Below are 17,038 nucleotides of genomic sequence, written 5' to 3'. Positions count from 1 at the left end.
TGGCTGCTCGCCCTACCTCTTCATCCCACTCACATAGGCCGCGAGCTTGTCGAGTGTCTGGTAGCCGTATTCGACGGCACCGAAGTTGATCATGCCGTCGCGCTGCGCCGCGCTCGACGCCAGCTGCCGCATCATCAGAACCGTCTTGCCGTTGCTCTGCTCGGCGAAGGTGACGGTGAAACGGAACATTCCGGGATCCTCGTCCTGGTCGGTACCGTGATCCATCTCCATCAGCGACGGCCGTTCGATGCGGCGAAAGCGCATGCGGTTCGGGTAGACCGTGCCGTCCGGGCCGATCATGTTGAAGCGCCAGACGCCGCCGACCCGCACGTCGATCTCGAAGGTCTCAACCTTGAAGCCCTTCGGGCCGAACCATTGCGGCAGATGCTTCGGGTCGGACCACGCTTTGAACACCAGATCGCGCGGCGCGTCGATCACGCGCGACATCACGATCTCACGGTCGAGCGACCATTGCGACAGCGCGGGATTGGCAGAATTCGTCATCGTCAGGAACCTTTCCGTCTGGTTGTCTTGCCGGTTGTCTTGTCGATCGGCTTGTTACTTGACTTGGTCGCCCGTTTGGCAGCCGCCCGCTCTTTCTTCAGCTTCATCACATAGGTTTCGAAGCGATCGAGCCGCGCCTCCCAGATCGCACGCTGGTGCTGGAACCAGTCCTCCGCAGTGAGGAGCGCGTCAGGACTGAGGCGGCAGGTGCGCACGCGGCCGGATTTCTCCGACAGGACGAGACCGCTCGTCTCCAGCACATGGATGTGCTTCATGAAGCTCGGCAGCGCCATCGCGAAGGGATCGGCGAGTTCGCCGACCGACGCCTCGCCGGCGCAGAGCCGCATCACGATCGCCCGCCGGGTGGGATCGGCAAGGGCCGCGAAAACCTGATCGAGCCGGGATAGTTGGTTAGCCATGGGGCTAACTATAGGGCTGCCATGATCTCGCGTCAACAATTGTAAGCCAATTAGCTAAGTTAATTTTGCCGACTGGTAGCCTGGATGAAGGGAAGCGTAATCGGGGCCGCTCGCTCGGCTGCGGCACTTTCCGGGTTGCGCTTCGCTCCATCCGGGCTAACGGACCATTCGCGCGGAACCCACCACGCGCAATCGTGAATAGGGAGGATCGGCCCTTCCCACTACAAGAGACTGGGGGCGCATCGAATCTTGCGCCAGAGCCGTGTCGTCTGTTGTCACCTCATCGTATCTCACCCGACGGGCGCTCGCCCGGGCCGCGCTCGTTCCCGTTGCGCTTGCATGGCCGCGCGGGGCCGCCGCGGATTCCGACATGATCGCGCAGATGCGCGACATCGTTGCGAACGAACTGACGCCGACCGCGACGCCGGACCAGCCGGGCGGTCTCGCCGCTGCACTTTATGCCGGCAGCCATGTCGAGTACTTCAATTACGGCTTTGCCGACAGCGCCACGCGAAGGCCGGTCACGCCGGACACGCTGTTCAACCTCGGTTCCCTACGCAAGCCGTTTGAGGCGACGCTGGTTGCGCTCGGTACCCTCCGCGGCGAACTGCGGCTCGACGATCGTCTGGCGAAATATCTCCCGGAGCTCACCGGCGACTATGTTCGCCGCATCACTGTCGGCGAACTCGTCACGCACACCTCAGGCATGCTGCTGCCGACCGATCATCCGCCGTGGCCGAGCGACGCGTTTTCCCGCGCGCAGCTCATCGACATGTTCAACAGCTGGAGACCGCAAGCCGGCGAAGTGCCCGGCAAGCAGCGCGTCTACAGCCACGCCGGCTACGTGCTGCTTCAACTCGTGCTCGAGCGCTGTTACGGCGCTCCGATCGCAACCCTGTTTGAACAACACATCCTCAAGCCGATCGGCATGAATGCGACCTCCGTGCCCGAACGCGGCGAGGACAGCCGTGCCGTCATGCACGACGCCTGGATGCAGCTCGCGGTCCAGGGCTACTCGGATCAGGGCATGGCAATCGGCCCCATCGGCAACCAGCAGAGTTATTTTGATTTCCCCGGCACCGGCCAGATGTTTTCTTCGCCGCGGGATCTCGCCGCATTCGTTGCGGCCTGCGTCGATGGGCAGTCGACCGAGCCTCACTTGCGCGAGGCCCTGCGGATGACTCAGCACGAGATCTTCCGCGTCGACGACAAGTTTGGGCAGGGAATGGCCTGGGAGACGGTGCGTCTGCCGGGCGTCACCGTCGTCGACAAGCCGGGTGGGCTCAACAACGCCTCTGGCTATATCGGCCTGGTGCCGGCGCAGCGGATCGGGATCGTCCTGCTCGCCAATCGGGGCGAATATCCGCACGAGATCGCGCGCTACAGGATCCTGCCAGCATTGGCGCATCTGGCGGCATCGCACTGAATCCGCCTAGCGAAAAACAGAAAGCGCCGGCTAAGCCGGGGCTTTCCACGCCAGGTCGGAACGGGAATGCTCAGTACCTGGCAACGACGGGTCCGCCGAACTTATAGTTCACGCCGACGCGCACGATGTTCGATTTGAGATCGACCGAGTGGGTGAAGACGTTGGTCGGAAACGCGCCGCCCAACAGATTGGTGCTGGTCACGGTGCTGCGTCCGAGGTCGACGTAGAGATATTCCGCCTTGAGCGACCAGCCGCCGCCGAAGGCATATTCGGTGCCGACACCTGCGGTCCAGCCGAGGCGTGTGTCGCGGAACGCGGCCGACTCCGTCGCCGCAGCGAACGTGTCCACGAAGTTGAAATTGCCCGTCACCTCGGCGATCGCCGCACCGCCGGTGGCGTAGAGCAGCCAGGTCGGAGCAGCGAGGAAACCGATGCGGCCGCGGATGGTGGCGAGCCAGTCGGCCGAGACCGACGACGACACGGTGAAGCCGGTCGGTGCGCAGCACGGATAGAGCGCCGAACCCGTCGCACTGCCCTTGAAGCCGAAATAGTTGATATCGCCTTCCAGGCCGAGCACGGCGTTGTTGAGTTGCCAGTTATAGCCGGCGGTAAGACCGCCGGTGACGCTGGAGCTGTTGACACGCTGGGCGCCGACTGCAGCAATCGCGGTAACACTGGTGTCCGCGAAATAGCCGGCGGGATCGAACGCGGTCGAGGTGGCCGGATCGGCGCTGCCCCATTGCCCGCCGACATTGCCGCCGACGTAAAAGCCGGTCCAGTTGTAGGCCGTCGCCATCATTGGCGCCTTGGTGTAGTGCGCCGCGAGGTCGGCCGCCTGCACGGATGCGGAGCCCAAAACAACCGCGGCAACCGCCAGCAAAAACTTCTTCATTCCAGTCTCCTTGCCCCGCGCGATTGATCTCGCGTTTCGAATGCGCGGGCGGAAGTTGTCCGGCGCAGATTGGGCATAGGCTGCCGGTCCCTGGCCGTCTTGGGCTGCGGCGAAGTTCATAGGGACTGTGACGTAGTGTGAGCCGTGCGGCACGCGAACGCGTGACGGGTGTGACTGGAGGGCCACGCGTCATCCCTCCTCCGTGACGCGCGACGCACACCACTGTCGCATCGCGACAACCCGCGCGCGATCCGACGCTCCGCGTCTCAGACCGAACGCGTCAGTCCGCCGTCGACGCGGATGTTCTGTCCCGTGATATAGGCCGCGCCGTCGGACGCCAGGAACGAGATCGTCGCGGCGATCTCCTCGACCTTGCCGTAGCGCCGCATCGGCACGCTGTCGCGGCGTGCATCCAGCTGCGGCAGGCTGTCGATCCAGCCCGGCAGCACATTGTTCATCCGGATGTTGTCGGCGGCATGGGTGTCGGTGAAGATCTTCGTGAAGGCGGCGAGGCCGGCGCGGAACACCGCAGAGGTCGGAAACATCGCGCTCGGCTCGAACGCCCAGGCGGTCGAGATGTTGATGATGGCTCCGCCCTTCTGCGTCTGCATGATCGGCATCACCAGCCGGGTCGGACGGATCACGTTGAGCAGATAGGTGTCGAGGCCGGTGTGCCACTGCTCGTCGGTGATCTCGGTGATCGCCGCCCGGGGCCCATGGCCCGCGCTGTTGACGAGCACGTCGATGCGTCCCCATCGGGCAAGCGCCCCGTCCACAAGCCGCTTCAGATCGTCGTTCGATTTGTTGGAACCGGTGATCCCTAACCCACCGAGCTCGGCTGCCAGCGCCTCGCCCTTGCCGGAAGAAGACAGGATGGCGATGCGAAAGCCGTCGGCTGCGAGCCGGCGCGCAGCCCCTGCCCCCATGCCGCTGCCGCCGGCGGTCACGAGTGCGACCTTCTCTGCTGCCATCTCTGCTGCCATGAGCGATCATCCTTTGTGATATCGTGGAGGCGAGCCGTGGGCCCGGCCTATCATGAGGCCTTCTACCGCCGGACCGGCCGGAAGGTCCACCGTCGAAGGCGACTTGAAAGATGAGCGATTTGGAGATCCGCAATTTGCGCCCCGAGGAGATCGCCATCGCCGTCGACTGGGCCGCGGCCGAGGGCTGGAATCCGGGCCACTCCGACGCCGCCTGTTTCGCGATCCCGGACGCGAAGGGCTTCTTCGTCGGCGAGATCCACGGCGAGCCGGTCGCGACCGTCTCCTGCGTCAACTACGACGATCGCTTCGCGTTTCTCGGCTTCTACATCGTGCGATCGGGTTTTCGCGACAGAGGCCACGGCCTGCGCATGTGGAACGCGGCGATCGCGCATGCGGGCGCTCGCGTGATCGGCCTCGACGGCGTCGTGGCACAGCAGGACAATTACAGAAAGTCCGGCTTCCAGCTTGCTCACGCCAATGTCCGCTATGGCGGCTTCGTCGCCGCGCCATCGAGGCCGCCCGCCGATGTCGTTGCGCTCGACACGATCCCGCTCGCGCTCGTTGAAGCCGACGATGCAACGGTTTTTCCGGCTCCGCGCAGTGCCTTCCTGCGTGCCTGGATCGGCACATCAGGACATGTCGGGCGCGCGCTGCTGCGCGACGGCAAGCTCGCTGCATGGGGCGTGATCCGGCCGTGCCGGATCGGCCGCAAGATCGGCCCGCTCGTCGCCGACGACCGCGCGGCGGCGGACGCGATCGTGCAGGCCTTGCTGGAAAGCGCAAACGGCGGCGAGATCTTCCTCGACGTCCCCGCCGTCAATCGCGAGGCGATTGCGCTTGTGGAATCACTCGGGCTGAAGCCGGTGTTCGAGACGGCGCGGATGTACACGGGGCCGATCGCGCCGCTGCGGACCGACCGCGTCTTCGGCGTGACCAGTTTTGAGCTGGGCTAGCTGAGCCGAACTCGCTGCTCAGTAGCAGCGCATGATGTTGACGGTGTGCTCGCCGCCGCCGCGGCCGGGCACAGTGACCTGCTCCGTCGGACAGCTCGGCACGTAGGGCCGGTCTGACGGCACCACGTTGGGCGGGAAGCGATGCGTCCAGTCCCAGGGAACGTCGTACGTATAGGTGTAGCGCACGTCGCTGGAGACGGGTTGGGCGGTCTCGGCGAAAGGCTGGCCGTAGCCAGCATTGTCATAGTAGAACCCGCCGCCGCCCGGCCAGTAGACCCAGGGCGTGTTGCGGCCACGGAACCTGGCGCCCGGCGCAATGGGCGGACGCGCCGCCGGACCGGAAGGCGTGGCGGCATGCGCGACGGTGCCACCGGGCCTGGCAAAACCGACGCTGGGGGCAAGGAGCAGCGCGGCTGCGCTGAGCGAGGCGAGCAACGCCCCAAATGATCTCGACATCATGATACGCACCAACTCGTTTGGCTTCGCGAATAGCGGCTCCCCACCGCACGCTAGGCCGGGCTGTCGCCCACCCGCAAACGTATAATTAATTATTGGTTAAGGCACGGGATGAACAGGGAACAAGCTGCGGCAAGACGCCCGGGATTCCGGCTGATGTCGCTCGTGTTCCCGGGAAACGGACTTCATAACCAGTTGATCGGAGTTGATCGCTTCGGCCGACAACACCCGGAACGCTCCCGCACTGCGGTCGTTGGCTCCCGACACCAGCAAGGAGCATCTCCAATGCAGAACAAATCGAAACTCCTCTGCCTGATCACGGCTTCCCTCGTCGCGGGCACGACGGCCGCCTCGGCCCAGGGCTATGATTGGAACGGATCCCGCGCGGGTTGGGATCGCACCGCCCCCGCTTACCAACCGGTTCAGCCACGCGCGTACTATCCTGATGTGGCCGGACCTTACAGTGCGCTCAACGGCACCAACCATCCCGCGCCGAGCTCGACGCAGGGCGATGTCGGCCCGGAGGGCAACAACAACGGCACCCTGACCGGCGTCTATCGCAGCTGGTAACGCCCGCTCACGATGAGGCCCATCGTCCATCACGGACGATGGGCCTTCGTGCGTCAGCGGCCCTGCTGCTTGCGTAGCCAGTCCAGCATGTCCTGTGGATTTCCGGTGCCCTGCGTCACAATGGCGGTGTTGCCGCCGCTGCGACGATAGACCGTCGTGCGCCCAGGCTCCTTCTCGATCTTGACCTCAGCCTGCGCCGGATCGCCGCTCTGGGTGATGACGGACGTGCCGTTCTCGTCCTGAACCATCGTGGTGTGGCCGTCACCTGACTCGCCGGCTCCGGCCGGCCTCGCTGCCATTGCCATCATGATGCTCATTCCTGCTGCAAGTACGATGAACCTCATATTGCACCTCACCTTCTGATCACCGGCTGAACTGAAATATCGACAGCCAGTTGAAGCGCCCGAATTGTCGCACCGTTCCCGTGTTCATATCGCCGATCTGGAGCAGGAGGGCATTGGTGGAATTGCCGACCTGAGTGATATCGGCGATGTTGCTCACACCCGACTGACCGATCGCCAAATTGGTGGTGCCACCCACCTGGATCACATCGACATAATTTCGCGTGCCGTTCTGGATGATCGTCGCATCGACCGTTCCCGTGCCACCGATCTGGATGACACGCGCAATATTGATGCTGCTGTTCTCCTCGATCGTGACCGGCTGGGACGTCGTTGCCGAATTGCACGATCGTTTCGATGCTCACGTTCCGGTTCGTCACGCCGCGCTGGACAGATCCGGCGGATGCCTCGGACGCGACGCTGACGGCGGCGAGCAATGCCGCCAATGCCAGGAGCAGTCTACCGCATATCATTGCCTTGCCCCCATTGCATTTCTGACGACGCTGAGGTCGCGCCCAACTCAATGGCTATTCTGGACAACAGTCGCCGAGTTGAACGCACCGAACTGGGACAGGAAACTGCTGGTCGACTGGCCGGCCTGGCCGACAAACGCGACATTGTTCACGCCCGCCTGCCCGACCGATGCCGACGTCGTCCCGCCGAATTGCAGGATTCCGGTCGCGTTGTTCGTGCCGTTTTGAGTGACGGTCGCGCTGGTGCTGCTGCCTATCATGAACACGCCGGCCATGTTGAGTTGACTGTTCTGGTTCAGCACGACCGGCGGGCCGCCGAGCGACACGATGGTCTTGATGTCGGCGGTCTGGGCACCGGCCGATCCGGCGCCTATGCAACACAAGGTGAGAAACGCGCCGCAGGCGGCGCCGGAAAAATGTCTCATGACATGCCTCGCGACTGAAAATGGATTTGCGATCAAGGAGTCTGCTGCAAAATCGTCGAGCCGTTCAGGATTCCGAGCTGTCCGACGGCCGCCGCGTTGTTCGCGCCGATCTGGCCGATCAGGCTCGAATTGGAGCCACCGGCCTGGCCGAGTAACGCGGTGTTGGACGCCGTCGCGGTGGTGCCGCCCTGCCCGATCACTGAGGTGTTGACGGTCAGGAGCGAGCCCGTCTGCAGGGTGGTCGCAGTATTGGTGGCGCCGAATTGCATCGTGGTGGCGCTGTTGTTGGTGCCGCCACTCTGCGAGATGAAGGAGTTGTTGGTGGTGCCGAATTGCAGCACGCTGGCCGAGTTGCCGGCCTGGGCATCGACAGCGGTCAGCAAGCCGAACGCGACGATCGTGGCAACGAGATATTTTTGATGCATGACATTTCCTCCGCGAAAGTCGGCGGACAAGCTCTCACCGAGTCGTCCCGCCCGAGGCGGTGCTTTCAAGGATGGCGCGGACGCGCCGCAGATGACGCGTCCGGCCAAACGGGGCTGGCTTAGTGCGCCGTCTGCGAGACGGTGCTGCTGTTGACGCCGAACACGCTGAGCTGTCCGACGGCGGCGGCGTTGTTCTGAAGCGCGGCAGGCCCGAACGAGTTCTGGGTAATCGCGCTGCCGTTGTTGCCGAACGCCACTTGGCCGGTCGTCGCCGAGTTCTGCACGCCAACCTGGTTGACCGTGCTGCCGTTGTTGAGCGAGGCCGCGCTGGTGCCCTGCATCGTGGTCGCGCTGTTGATGATGCCGAGCTGGCTGGTCGACGAGCTGTCGTTGGTGAGGCCCTGCTGCGAGACGCTGGAACCGTTCACGACGCCCACTTGCACCGTGGTCGCAGTGTTGGCGGCCTGCGCGGCGGAGGAGAGGGCGAGCACGGCAACGGAAGCAAAAAACAATTTGCGCATGGAATATCCTTTCTGGCTAAGATCTCTGACTGGGTTCGGATGCCGTCTTGGAGGAGGCCGACATCGCAGGACCGACTTTGAACCGATCGTGCTGCGTGCGACAGACTGCAGTTCATGCTAATCGGTACGGACTAGACGTTGCGCGGCGCCTTGGTGCCTGCGGCACTAGCTGTACGGTTGTCCCGTGCCGGTTCGTGTCGTCTCTTCTTCGCGTCCCATGCTGTCGACCAACCGCACCACCTCGATCGGCGAGCGAAGCTCCAGTTTTCGCATCATCCTGGTGCGATGGACCTTGGCCGTCACTTCGCTCACCCCGAGCCTCGCCGCGATCTGCTTGGCGACGAGACCTTCGGCCATCAACAGCATGATCTCCCGCTCCCTCGCCGTCAGCGTCTCGACGCGCTGGCGCGCTTCGCGCACGCTATCTTCGCGTTCGAGCCGCCTGCGGTCGCGCTCGATGCCGTGCCTGATCGCGTCGAGGATCTCCTGTTCGCGAAAGGGTTTTGGAAGAAACTCGACTGCGCCGCGCTTCATGGCCTCGACCGAGACGCGGACGTCGGAATGGCCGCTGATGAAGACGATCGGGATAAGCACGCCCGTCTCGGCGAGCCGGCGCTGAAGCTCGAGGCCGGTCGGCGCCGTGCCGGGAAAGCGGACGTCGAGCACAAGGCATGAAGGCCCGCCGGAAATAGTCTCCCCGAGAAACTCGTCGGTCGACGCAAACAATTTCACCTGATGCCCGGTCTCCTCGCAGAGACTTCCTATCGCGGTTCGAATCTGGATCTCGTCGTCAATGACATAAACTGTGGCTTGACCTGAACTCATGGAAACGGGCTCCCCGGATTGGGGCTCGATGAACAAGCAACGAGCCATCCATTCTTCTTGCAAGCGAGATCAAGGTGCTCGGATGAATTCGCGGGGATCGAGCGAGTCGCTCCGATCCGCCGCTTCGACGTCTTAGGCCCAACACCCGTTCAAGACGAGTGAAGGTGTTCACACATCGGGTTTCGTGATTGCGGGGATGCGCCCTCGCGACCTGCGGCATCATGGCGAGGCGCGATATCGGCAATGCTGCGATTGGGAATGCGACGACCGGAAACGCGACGATCTGGCGTGGGAACTTCGGTATCGCCGAGTGCGTCATGGCGTCGCCACCCACGTGCCGACTTGAACGCCGGGCGCTGGCCGCTTCGGCCAGAGCAGACGAGACGTTCAGTCAGCTTGTCGAGTTCGATACCGCGCGCGTCATATCGATACGCTCCGTATGCATTTCGGGCAAGTCGTGAAAAATAGCACCCGCGGACTTTACTTCTGGATCATCAAGCGCACCCGACCGTCGCCCCGGCAGCGGCGACACACTGACGATCGCCCGCGTTTTTCAAGATTTACAACCATAGCGGGTTTACAACCATAGCGCGGTCTCTGCCTTTGCCGCCAACGATGCCATTTCAAGAGGCGGGTTTTTGATATGCGATTTGTGCCAGTTATTGCCTTGCTCGGAACTGCATGTGGCCTCGCCGCGGTCTACGCCGCGGGGCCGGCCGTCATCACCGACGCGGCCGGGGCCGCGGCGCAGAAGGCGGCCCTTGCCTACGCATCGAGCCAACGGCTGCTCAGACCCGTGGGGCTGGAAGCACGGAGCTTCGGATCGGACGCCCCCGTATTCCGCTTTGCCTCAATCCAGCGCGGCAGCATCGAGCAGACCATCACCGTCACCGGAGCCCTGCAGCCGGTCAAGACGATCGAGGTGGGTTCCCAGCTGTCCGGGCAGCTCGCCCGGGTCTATGTCGATTTCAACGACACGGTCAGCAAGGATCAGCCGCTCGCCCTGATCGATCCGCGCAGCTTTGCGGCCAAGGTCGACGAAGCCCGGGCCTCTCTGGCCGTTGCCAATTCTCTGGTCGACGTCGCACGGGCCAAGCTCGATCGCACCAGGATCGATCTGCAAAACGCAAGGGGTAGCCGGGACGTGCTCGCCGCCAAGCTCGAGAGTGCCCAGGCAGTCAAGAGCTCGGCGCAAAAGACCTTGCAGCGGAAGCAGGCACTCCAGTCGCAAAACGTGGTGGCCACGACGACGGTCGACGACGCGCAGACGGAGTTCACCGCGCGTCTGGCCCAGGAACGCGAGGCCGAGGTTCTGATGTCCCTCAACTCCTATGCAGTGGATGGGGCGCAGGCCGACGTCCGCCGGATCGAGGCGGAATTGCAGCAGGCACGCATGGCCGTGCCGGAAAAGGCGGCCGTTCTCGCTGCGGCCCAGGCCGATCTCGACCGCACCGTGATCCGCTCGCCGATCGATGGCGTCGTCGTCGGCAGGTTCGTCAACGAGGGCCAGACGCTCGCGGTCGGACTGGAATCGCGCACCACGTTCGTGGTCGCGCATCGACTGGAGGACATGGAAATCCACGCGCAGGTCGACGAAGCCGATATCGGACGCATCGCCCCCGACCAGCGCGCGCATTTCACGGTGGATGCCTACCCGGACCGTCGCTTCGAGGCGGTGGTGCGGCAGGTGCGCAAGGCACCGCAGAACCAGCAGCACGTCGTGACCTACACCGTCGTCCTGGCCACCTCCAATCTCGACGGCGCGTTGCTGCCCGGCATGACCGCCCTGGTAAAGATCGTGATCGAGCGGCAGGACGACGTGCTGAAAGTGCCGCTTGCTGCATTGCGCTTCCAGCCCTCGGGCACGCGGCCGGACGCCGCGGCGCGCAGCGCCGTGTGGGCGCGCACCGCCAGCGGCTCACTCCGGCGTATTCCGGTGACCGTCGGCGCGGCCGGCACCGAACAGGTCGCACTCAGGAGCGGAGACCTCGTCGAGGGCAGCCAGGTCGCCGTGGGTCAGGCCATCCGGCCGGCCGGCATGGAATTTCTCGGCATAAGGTTCGGATCATGACGGCCCTCCCGCCCCTCATCAGCCTGCAGTCGGTCTCCAGGACCTATCGCGCCGACGGAGTAGCGGTGACTGCGGTGCGCAATGTCAGCTTCGACATCGAACGAGGCGAGATCGTCGCGGTGATGGGACCCTCGGGCTCCGGAAAATCGACGCTGATGAACATGATCGGGCTGCTCGACCTGCCGAGCGAGGGCGCGCTCTATCTCGAGGGAGCCGACGTCGCCGATCTCTCGGAAGACCACCGGTCGTCCCTGCGCGCCCGCAGCATCGGCTTCGTATTCCAGTCCTACAATCTGCTCGCTCGCCACAATGCGATTGAGAACGTCGCGCTGCCGCTGGTCTATTGCGGCATCAGCCGCAAGGAACGCCTGGCCCGCGCCGAGCAGAGCCTGGAGGCCGTCGGCATGGTGCACCGGGCCCACCACTTCCCGCGACAGCTCTCGGGCGGTGAGCAGCAGCGGGTCGCGATCGCGCGCGCCCTGATCGCCTCCCCGCTGATCGTGCTCGCCGACGAGCCGACCGGCGCGCTCGACAGCCGTACCGGCGCCGAGATACTGGCCCTGTTCGCCGCGCTGAACCGGTCCGGCCAGACCATCGTGATGATCACGCATGACCCCGGCATCGCGACCCAGTGCCGGCGCACGATCCGCCTGCACGACGGCGAGCTCGTCGCTGACGAAACGCTGGTCCCGATCCTGCCGAAACGGAACGCTGCGCCATGACCATGCTCCAGGGCTTTCAAATCGCTTTGCACGCGTTGCGCCTCAATCCGTTGCGCAGCATCCTCACCATGCTCGGCATCGTGATCGGCGTCGCCTCGATCGTGACGGTGTTTGCGATCGGGTCCGGCGCGCAGCTTCGCCTGCAGGAGCAGATCCGCTCGATCGGCGCCAACGTGCTGATGATCAACCCCGGCGCGGTCTACCAGGGCGGCGTGCGCCTCAAGGATGGCAGCAAGCTGACCATGACCGAGAGCGACGTGCAGGCGATCCTCGAGCAGATCCCCGAGATCCAGGCCGCGGCCGGCTCGATTGCAGGAACGGCCCAGGTCATTCACGAGAGCAAGAACTGGAACACGACGATCAACGGGACGACGACCGGGCACTTCATGGTGCGCGACTGGCAGCTTGCGAGCGGGCGCTATTTTTCCGGTAGCGAGGAGGCAGGCGCCGGCAAGGTCGTGATCCTCGGCAGCACGGTCGCGCATGAGCTGTTCGCGCCCGGCGAGGACCCGATCGGCGCACAGATCAGGATCATGAAGGTGCCGCTCGAAGTGGTCGGCGTTCTCGATCGCAAGGGACCGGCGCAGGACGACGTCGCCTTCGTGCCGCTCACCACGGCCAAGCTGCGCTTCCTCGGCAGCGCAAGCAACATCAACCGGGATTCGGTCGCCTATATTATCGCCAAGGTGGCCGCCGACGGACAGATGGCGGGGGCGCGAACGGAGATCGAAAACCTGCTGCGGCAGCGCCACCGTATTCCCGCTGGGCAGGAGGACGACTTCAAGGTTCAGGATCCGGCCGCCGCCATGGAAGCGCAGCAGGGAGCGATCCGCACCGTCGCGCTCCTGCTCGTCGCTATCGCCTCGGTCTCGCTGCTCGTTGGCGGCATCAGCATCATGAATGTCATGATCGTTTCGGTCACCGAGCGCACACGCGAGATCGGAATCCGCCGCGCGCTTGGCGGGCGGATGCGGGACATCCGTCTTCAGTTTCTCTGCGAGGCCCTCGTGCTCTGCCTGCTCGGCGGCGCGATCGGCGTCGGTGCCGGCGTCACGCTCTCGATGACGGTCGCTCGCATGGCAGGATGGATCACCTCGATCGACGGTCAGGCGATCGGCCTTGCCCTCGCCTTCTCGATCGCGACCGGCCTGATCTTTGGTTTTTATCCCGCCCACAAGGCATCCAAGCTCAGCCCGATCGAGGCACTCAAGACGGAGTGAGAACATGCTGGAGTGTTCGCATCGACCAATGGCCACGGAGGAGCAGTTATGAGTCCAGATCCGAAACATTCGATCACACCAACGCCACGCGAGCGGGACCTGATGATGCTGATCGCACGCGGAATGCAGAACAAGAACATCGCGTACGAGCTCAAGATCTCGGAGAACACGGTGCGGGCGCATATCGGCAATATCATGCGCAAATACCGTCTCCAGAACCGGACCCAGATCGCGATCATCTTTGCCCTGCAGGCGGCGCCGCCATCGCTTCGCCGCAACCTGGCCAATGGCGGCCGCAATTTCACGACGGCCGCGCCGGCCAAGGCGGTCGCTCAGAATACGCCGGTGCCGACGGCACCGGATTGACCGCTCGGCCACAATCCCTTGCGTCATTTCGAGCGAAACACCCAAGTCCGGGGTCAACGCAACGGCGACAAAATATTTCTCTTTATTAGAATTCGGATTTTTGTTAGATATTTTCTCAACCCGGCAAGGAAGAGGGGCGTATCGCGATCGTCACGAACGCGGGCCGGACGGCGGTGGACGTTGGTCACATCGGCGCGATCGGCTTCGCAGGGCGGGCAACCGTGAGTGAAGGCGTCGCGCACACGACCGGTGCGATCGGCGTACGGCAAAATCGTGTGGTCCTGACGCCCGGGGTCTGTGCGTCAAGCGTTGCGGTGATGTGGGTTGCCCAACCGGGCACACGCATCAGCCATCCGCAAGGCGACGGGGGCAATAGTGCATCGCTCCCCGGGGAGAGCACGACATAAGCCGTAAAGCCACTGCGCAGGGAAGGCCGGATGTTGGGCTTCACCTGTATGCCGCTGTGCATTGTTCTTACGACAATCTCGCACAGTGGACCGCGGGTGCCAGCCGGCACCCGGTCTTCCCTGCGCCCTCTTTCATTTTGAGGGTGAGGCGACCAAGCAAAGCTCGGGCGAAATGCGCCGCGAGAGGGCGAAGGTGTGTCTGCCGCTCGGAATGCGAATCGAAGCGCGACGCTGCCAGCCACTCACTCCGTCATTGCGAGCGCAGCGAAGCAATCCAGTCTGCCGCCGGGGAAAGATTCTGGATTGCTTCGCTGCGCTCGCAATAACGATGCTGAAGCAGCGCGTGCCGACACCGCGATCTCGTGCCGCCGGACGCCGCGCAGAGCGGGGTCCTTCTTTACATGCCGCTCCGCTCTTGTAACAAAACCGTCATGCAGCGAAACTAAACGAAGCCGGGGGCCGCGGTTGGCGGCCAAGCCGCCTCGCAGGGAGAGATTTTGATGCGCCGTTCACTGGTGTTGCTGTCAGCCGGACTGACAGTGTTGTCCGCCGGACTTTCGACCGGACCTGCCTCCGCAGAGAACAACACGCCCCGCAACCTGATCCTGTTCATTCCGGACGGTCTGCGGGCGCTGAAGGTCACGCCTGAGACCGCCCCCGCAATGGCCGAAATCCGCGACAAGGGCGTCAACTTCAAGAATTCGCACTCGCTGTTCCCGACCTTCACCATGGCCAACGGCTCGGCGATGTCGACCGGCCATTATCTCGGCGATACCGGCGTGTTCTCCAATACGATCTGGACCAACTACACCTCGGTACCCGCCGGCGACACCGTGGTCCCCTTCATTGAGAACGACGCCGTGCTCGGCGACATCGACGAGCATTTCAAAGGCGACTACCTCAACGAGGACACGATCCTGAAATTGGCCCGCGACAAGGGCTACAGCACCGCCGCGCTCGGCAAGCATGGTCCGACCTATCAGTTCGACCACACCGACAAGCCCGAAAAGGCCGGCCTGCATTCGGTCGTGTTCGACGACGCGACCGGCGGCAAGAACGGCGTGGCGCTGTCGGACGAAGTCAAGGCCGCTCTCACCAAGGCTGGCCTGCCCCTCGCCACGCCGCCGCGCGGCGACAACTCCAAGGCGGGCGATGCCAAGACGCCCGGCACCACGGCGGCCAACGTCGCGCAGCAGGCCTATTTCGCCGACGTCGCGGCCAAGGTCGTGCTGCCGATGTTCAAGGCGCGCAACAAGCCGTTCGTGCTGGTGTTTTGGTCGCGCGACCCCGACGGCAGTCAGCACAACACCGGCGACAGCCTCAACCAGATCATGCCCGGCATCAACGGGCCGACCTCGATGGCCGGCATCAAGAATGCCGACAACAACCTCGCCCAGCTCCGCAAGGCGCTGGACGAGCTCGGCCTTGCTGCCACCACCAACATCATGGTCCAGGCCGACCACGGCTTCTCGACCATCTCCAAGGAAAGCAAGACCAGCCCCTCGGCCAAGGTCAGCTATGACGACACGCCGAAGGACTTTTTGCCGATGGGCTTTCTGGCGCTCGACCTTGCCAAGGCGCTCGACCTGCCGCTGTTCGATCCCAACGACAAGAACGCCAGGGTCGAGGGCAACAAGCACCCCAAGGCCGGCAACGGCGTGCTCGGCAAGGATCCGGAAAAACCAGATCTCATCGTCGCGACGAATGGCGGCTCCGACCTGATCTATTTGCCGACCAAGGACAAGAAGCTGGCGGCCAGGACCGTCAAGGTGCTGCTCGAGCAGGACTACGTCTCCGGCCTGTTCGTCGACGACTCGCTCGGCCGCCTCCCCGGTACGCTGCCGCTGTCGAGCGTCAACCTGCGCGGCAAGGCGGCGACGCCGACGCCGGCGATCGTTGTCAACTTCCGCTCCTATGCCAGCGATTGCGGCGAGGCGCCGACCAACTGCTCGGTGCACGTCGCCGACACCGTGCTGCGCCAGGGTCAGGGCATGCATGGCAGCTTCAGCCGCGGCGACACCATGAACTTCATGGCCGCGATCGGTCCGGACTTCAAAGCCGGCTATGTCAGCGAGATCCCGGTCAGCAATGCCGACGTCGGCATGACGGCAGCCCAGCTCCTCGGACTGCGCGCTTCGCAGAACGGCGGCCTAGTCGGCCGCGTGATGTCGGAGGCCCTGCCCAACGGCGCCGTGCCGAAGGCGTACAAGGGGGTCGAGAAGTCGAAGAAGTCCGAGAACGGCCTGCAGACCGTGCTGAACTTCCAGCGCGTCGGCAGCCAACGCTATTTCGACGCCGCCGGTTTCCCGGGTCGCACCCTCGGGCTGGAGCCGGACGCCGGCAAACAAAAAACGGCGGGGAAGTAACCCCGCCGTTCAAATGCGTCCTTCGTGAAGGGCGCAGAATTTTACATGCCCAAAATCTTACATGCCGATGTCGAACACGTTCGGCAATTGGCCTGCCAGGGGCAGCGCGGTGGCGCCCAGGAAGGTCGCCACCATCGCCATCAGGCGACGGTTGTTGTGGCGCTTGCCGCGCATCTGGCCGGCGATCCACTCCAGCATTTCGCTGTTGACATTGGAGGCATAGGACGGCGCCCAGCCCTCGATATCGGATTCGGCCGACAGCGCGACGCTGCGCGGCGGCACCTTCAGGCCGGAGGCGCTCGCCGCATAATGGGCCACCGCCTTGGCGAGCAGGTCGTCGAACCGGCCGCCATCGGTGCGTTCGGTCGCGGCTTCGTTGATCTCGAACAGCACTTCGGCCTCGGCGCGGCTGACGGGCTGGTCGTTGACGGCCGTGGCGGTCAGAATGCGGGCGCACCAGGCGGTGTCATCGGCATCGAGCGAGCGGGAGAAGTGCACCCTTCCCTTGGTGGTCGGGCCTTCGCCCGTGATCACGCCGTCGCGCACGATGGTCAGTGCATGGGCCGCGGTATCACGGCAGGACGGTTCGAGGGACGGCGACTCAACAGACTTATGCGCAGCGGCAGACATAGTTCACTTCCAGATTTCTTCTGATCGGCCAGCATTTTCATGC

Annotated in this window: 20 protein-coding genes; 8 read left to right on the top strand and 12 right to left on the bottom strand. The window is 64.1% G+C overall.

Features of this window, described 5'->3' with window-relative positions:
• Window positions 1-12 precede the first annotated feature (12 nt).
• Together IVB54_RS17005 and IVB54_RS17000 are read right to left on the bottom strand one after the other, a co-directional pair.
• Window positions 13-504 carry an SRPBCC family protein gene (locus tag IVB54_RS17005; protein WP_247777373.1) on the bottom strand — a complete coding sequence of 164 codons (492 nt, stop codon included), beginning with the start codon at window positions 502-504 and terminating at the stop codon, window positions 13-15.
• Window positions 505-506: 2 nt separating this feature from the next.
• The gene (locus tag IVB54_RS17000; protein WP_204511433.1) at window positions 507-923 is read right to left on the bottom strand and encodes a metalloregulator ArsR/SmtB family transcription factor; all 417 of its coding nucleotides are present in this window, start codon (window positions 921-923) and stop codon (window positions 507-509) included.
• A gap of 370 nt (window positions 924-1,293) precedes the next feature.
• On the opposite strand from IVB54_RS17000, the gene IVB54_RS16995 reads away from it, so the two are divergent.
• Window positions 1,294-2,349: a serine hydrolase gene (locus tag IVB54_RS16995; RefSeq protein WP_204511434.1), complete on the top strand. Its 1,056-nt coding sequence runs from the start codon at window positions 1,294-1,296 to the stop codon at window positions 2,347-2,349.
• A gap of 70 nt (window positions 2,350-2,419) precedes the next feature.
• On the opposite strand, the gene IVB54_RS16990 is transcribed toward IVB54_RS16995, so the two are convergent.
• Both IVB54_RS16990 and IVB54_RS16985 read right to left on the bottom strand, forming a co-directional pair.
• Window positions 2,420-3,241, bottom strand: coding sequence for an outer membrane protein (locus IVB54_RS16990; protein ID WP_204511435.1), 822 nt, complete (start codon window positions 3,239-3,241; stop codon window positions 2,420-2,422).
• A 266-nt stretch (window positions 3,242-3,507) separates the two neighbouring features.
• Window positions 3,508-4,212 carry an SDR family oxidoreductase gene (locus IVB54_RS16985; RefSeq protein WP_085384467.1) on the bottom strand — a complete coding sequence of 235 codons (705 nt, stop codon included), beginning with the start codon at window positions 4,210-4,212 and terminating at the stop codon, window positions 3,508-3,510.
• A 122-nt stretch (window positions 4,213-4,334) separates the two neighbouring features.
• Between IVB54_RS16985 and IVB54_RS16980 the strand changes: the two genes are divergently transcribed.
• Complete coding sequence (locus IVB54_RS16980) at window positions 4,335-5,177, top strand: GNAT family N-acetyltransferase (protein ID WP_247454325.1); 843 nt, start codon at window positions 4,335-4,337, stop codon at window positions 5,175-5,177.
• Between the two features lie 18 nt (window positions 5,178-5,195).
• Here IVB54_RS16980 and IVB54_RS16975 read toward each other — a convergent pair whose 3' ends face one another.
• Complete coding sequence (locus tag IVB54_RS16975) at window positions 5,196-5,636, bottom strand: hypothetical protein (RefSeq protein ID WP_026232911.1); 441 nt, start codon at window positions 5,634-5,636, stop codon at window positions 5,196-5,198.
• Window positions 5,637-5,918: 282 nt separating this feature from the next.
• On the opposite strand from IVB54_RS16975, the gene IVB54_RS16970 reads away from it, so the two are divergent.
• Window positions 5,919-6,203: a hypothetical protein gene (locus tag IVB54_RS16970; RefSeq protein WP_018455258.1), complete on the top strand. Its 285-nt coding sequence runs from the start codon at window positions 5,919-5,921 to the stop codon at window positions 6,201-6,203.
• Between the two features lie 53 nt (window positions 6,204-6,256).
• On the opposite strand, the gene IVB54_RS16965 is transcribed toward IVB54_RS16970, so the two are convergent.
• The 6 genes from IVB54_RS16965 to IVB54_RS16940 all read right to left on the bottom strand — a co-directional run bounded on the left by IVB54_RS16965 (window position 6,257) and on the right by IVB54_RS16940 (window position 9,213).
• A complete protein-coding gene (locus IVB54_RS16965) occupies window positions 6,257-6,547 on the bottom strand; it encodes a hypothetical protein (protein WP_204511437.1) in 291 nt (96 codons plus the stop codon).
• A 19-nt stretch (window positions 6,548-6,566) separates the two neighbouring features.
• The gene (locus IVB54_RS16960; protein ID WP_247531615.1) at window positions 6,567-6,743 is read right to left on the bottom strand and encodes a curlin repeat-containing protein; all 177 of its coding nucleotides are present in this window, start codon (window positions 6,741-6,743) and stop codon (window positions 6,567-6,569) included.
• Between the two features lie 321 nt (window positions 6,744-7,064).
• Window positions 7,065-7,442 (bottom strand): curlin, encoded by a 378-nt coding sequence (locus IVB54_RS16955; RefSeq protein WP_247336127.1) that lies wholly within the window; start codon window positions 7,440-7,442, stop codon window positions 7,065-7,067.
• A 32-nt stretch (window positions 7,443-7,474) separates the two neighbouring features.
• The gene (locus IVB54_RS16950) at window positions 7,475-7,867 is read right to left on the bottom strand and encodes a curlin (protein WP_204511438.1); all 393 of its coding nucleotides are present in this window, start codon (window positions 7,865-7,867) and stop codon (window positions 7,475-7,477) included.
• A 119-nt stretch (window positions 7,868-7,986) separates the two neighbouring features.
• Window positions 7,987-8,388 carry a hypothetical protein gene (locus IVB54_RS16945; RefSeq protein WP_018455265.1) on the bottom strand — a complete coding sequence of 134 codons (402 nt, stop codon included), beginning with the start codon at window positions 8,386-8,388 and terminating at the stop codon, window positions 7,987-7,989.
• Window positions 8,389-8,553: 165 nt separating this feature from the next.
• The gene (locus tag IVB54_RS16940) at window positions 8,554-9,213 is read right to left on the bottom strand and encodes a response regulator (protein WP_018455266.1); all 660 of its coding nucleotides are present in this window, start codon (window positions 9,211-9,213) and stop codon (window positions 8,554-8,556) included.
• Between the two features lie 643 nt (window positions 9,214-9,856).
• Between IVB54_RS16940 and IVB54_RS16935 the strand changes: the two genes are divergently transcribed.
• The 5 genes from IVB54_RS16935 (at window position 9,857) to IVB54_RS16915 (ending at window position 16,365) form a co-directional block, all read left to right on the top strand.
• Window positions 9,857-11,284, top strand: a complete 1,428-nt coding sequence (locus tag IVB54_RS16935; protein WP_085351325.1) for an efflux RND transporter periplasmic adaptor subunit — start codon at window positions 9,857-9,859, stop codon at window positions 11,282-11,284.
• Window positions 11,281-12,006, top strand: coding sequence for an ABC transporter ATP-binding protein (locus IVB54_RS16930; RefSeq protein WP_204511439.1), 726 nt, complete (start codon window positions 11,281-11,283; stop codon window positions 12,004-12,006). The genes IVB54_RS16935 and IVB54_RS16930 overlap by 4 nt, the downstream gene beginning before the upstream one ends.
• Complete coding sequence (locus IVB54_RS16925) at window positions 12,003-13,226, top strand: ABC transporter permease (RefSeq protein WP_085384476.1); 1,224 nt, start codon at window positions 12,003-12,005, stop codon at window positions 13,224-13,226. Before IVB54_RS16930 ends, IVB54_RS16925 begins: the two co-directional genes overlap by 4 nt.
• Before the next feature lie 48 nt (window positions 13,227-13,274).
• Window positions 13,275-13,592: a LuxR C-terminal-related transcriptional regulator gene (locus IVB54_RS16920; protein ID WP_247563202.1), complete on the top strand. Its 318-nt coding sequence runs from the start codon at window positions 13,275-13,277 to the stop codon at window positions 13,590-13,592.
• A gap of 907 nt (window positions 13,593-14,499) precedes the next feature.
• Window positions 14,500-16,365, top strand: coding sequence for an alkaline phosphatase family protein (locus tag IVB54_RS16915; RefSeq protein ID WP_247562901.1), 1,866 nt, complete (start codon window positions 14,500-14,502; stop codon window positions 16,363-16,365).
• A 57-nt stretch (window positions 16,366-16,422) separates the two neighbouring features.
• Here the strand turns inward: IVB54_RS16915 and IVB54_RS16910 are convergent, their stop codons facing one another.
• Complete coding sequence (locus tag IVB54_RS16910) at window positions 16,423-16,995, bottom strand: hypothetical protein (RefSeq protein WP_247394799.1); 573 nt, start codon at window positions 16,993-16,995, stop codon at window positions 16,423-16,425.
• Between the last annotated feature and the right edge of the window lie 43 nt (window positions 16,996-17,038).

Origin of the sequence: Bradyrhizobium sp. CW1, assembly GCF_023100665.1 — a bacterium.
GTDB lineage: Bacteria > Pseudomonadota > Alphaproteobacteria > Rhizobiales > Xanthobacteraceae > Bradyrhizobium > Bradyrhizobium canariense_D.
Note: the sequence above shows the minus strand (reverse complement) of the source record. Positions and strands in the feature narration are given on the sequence as shown.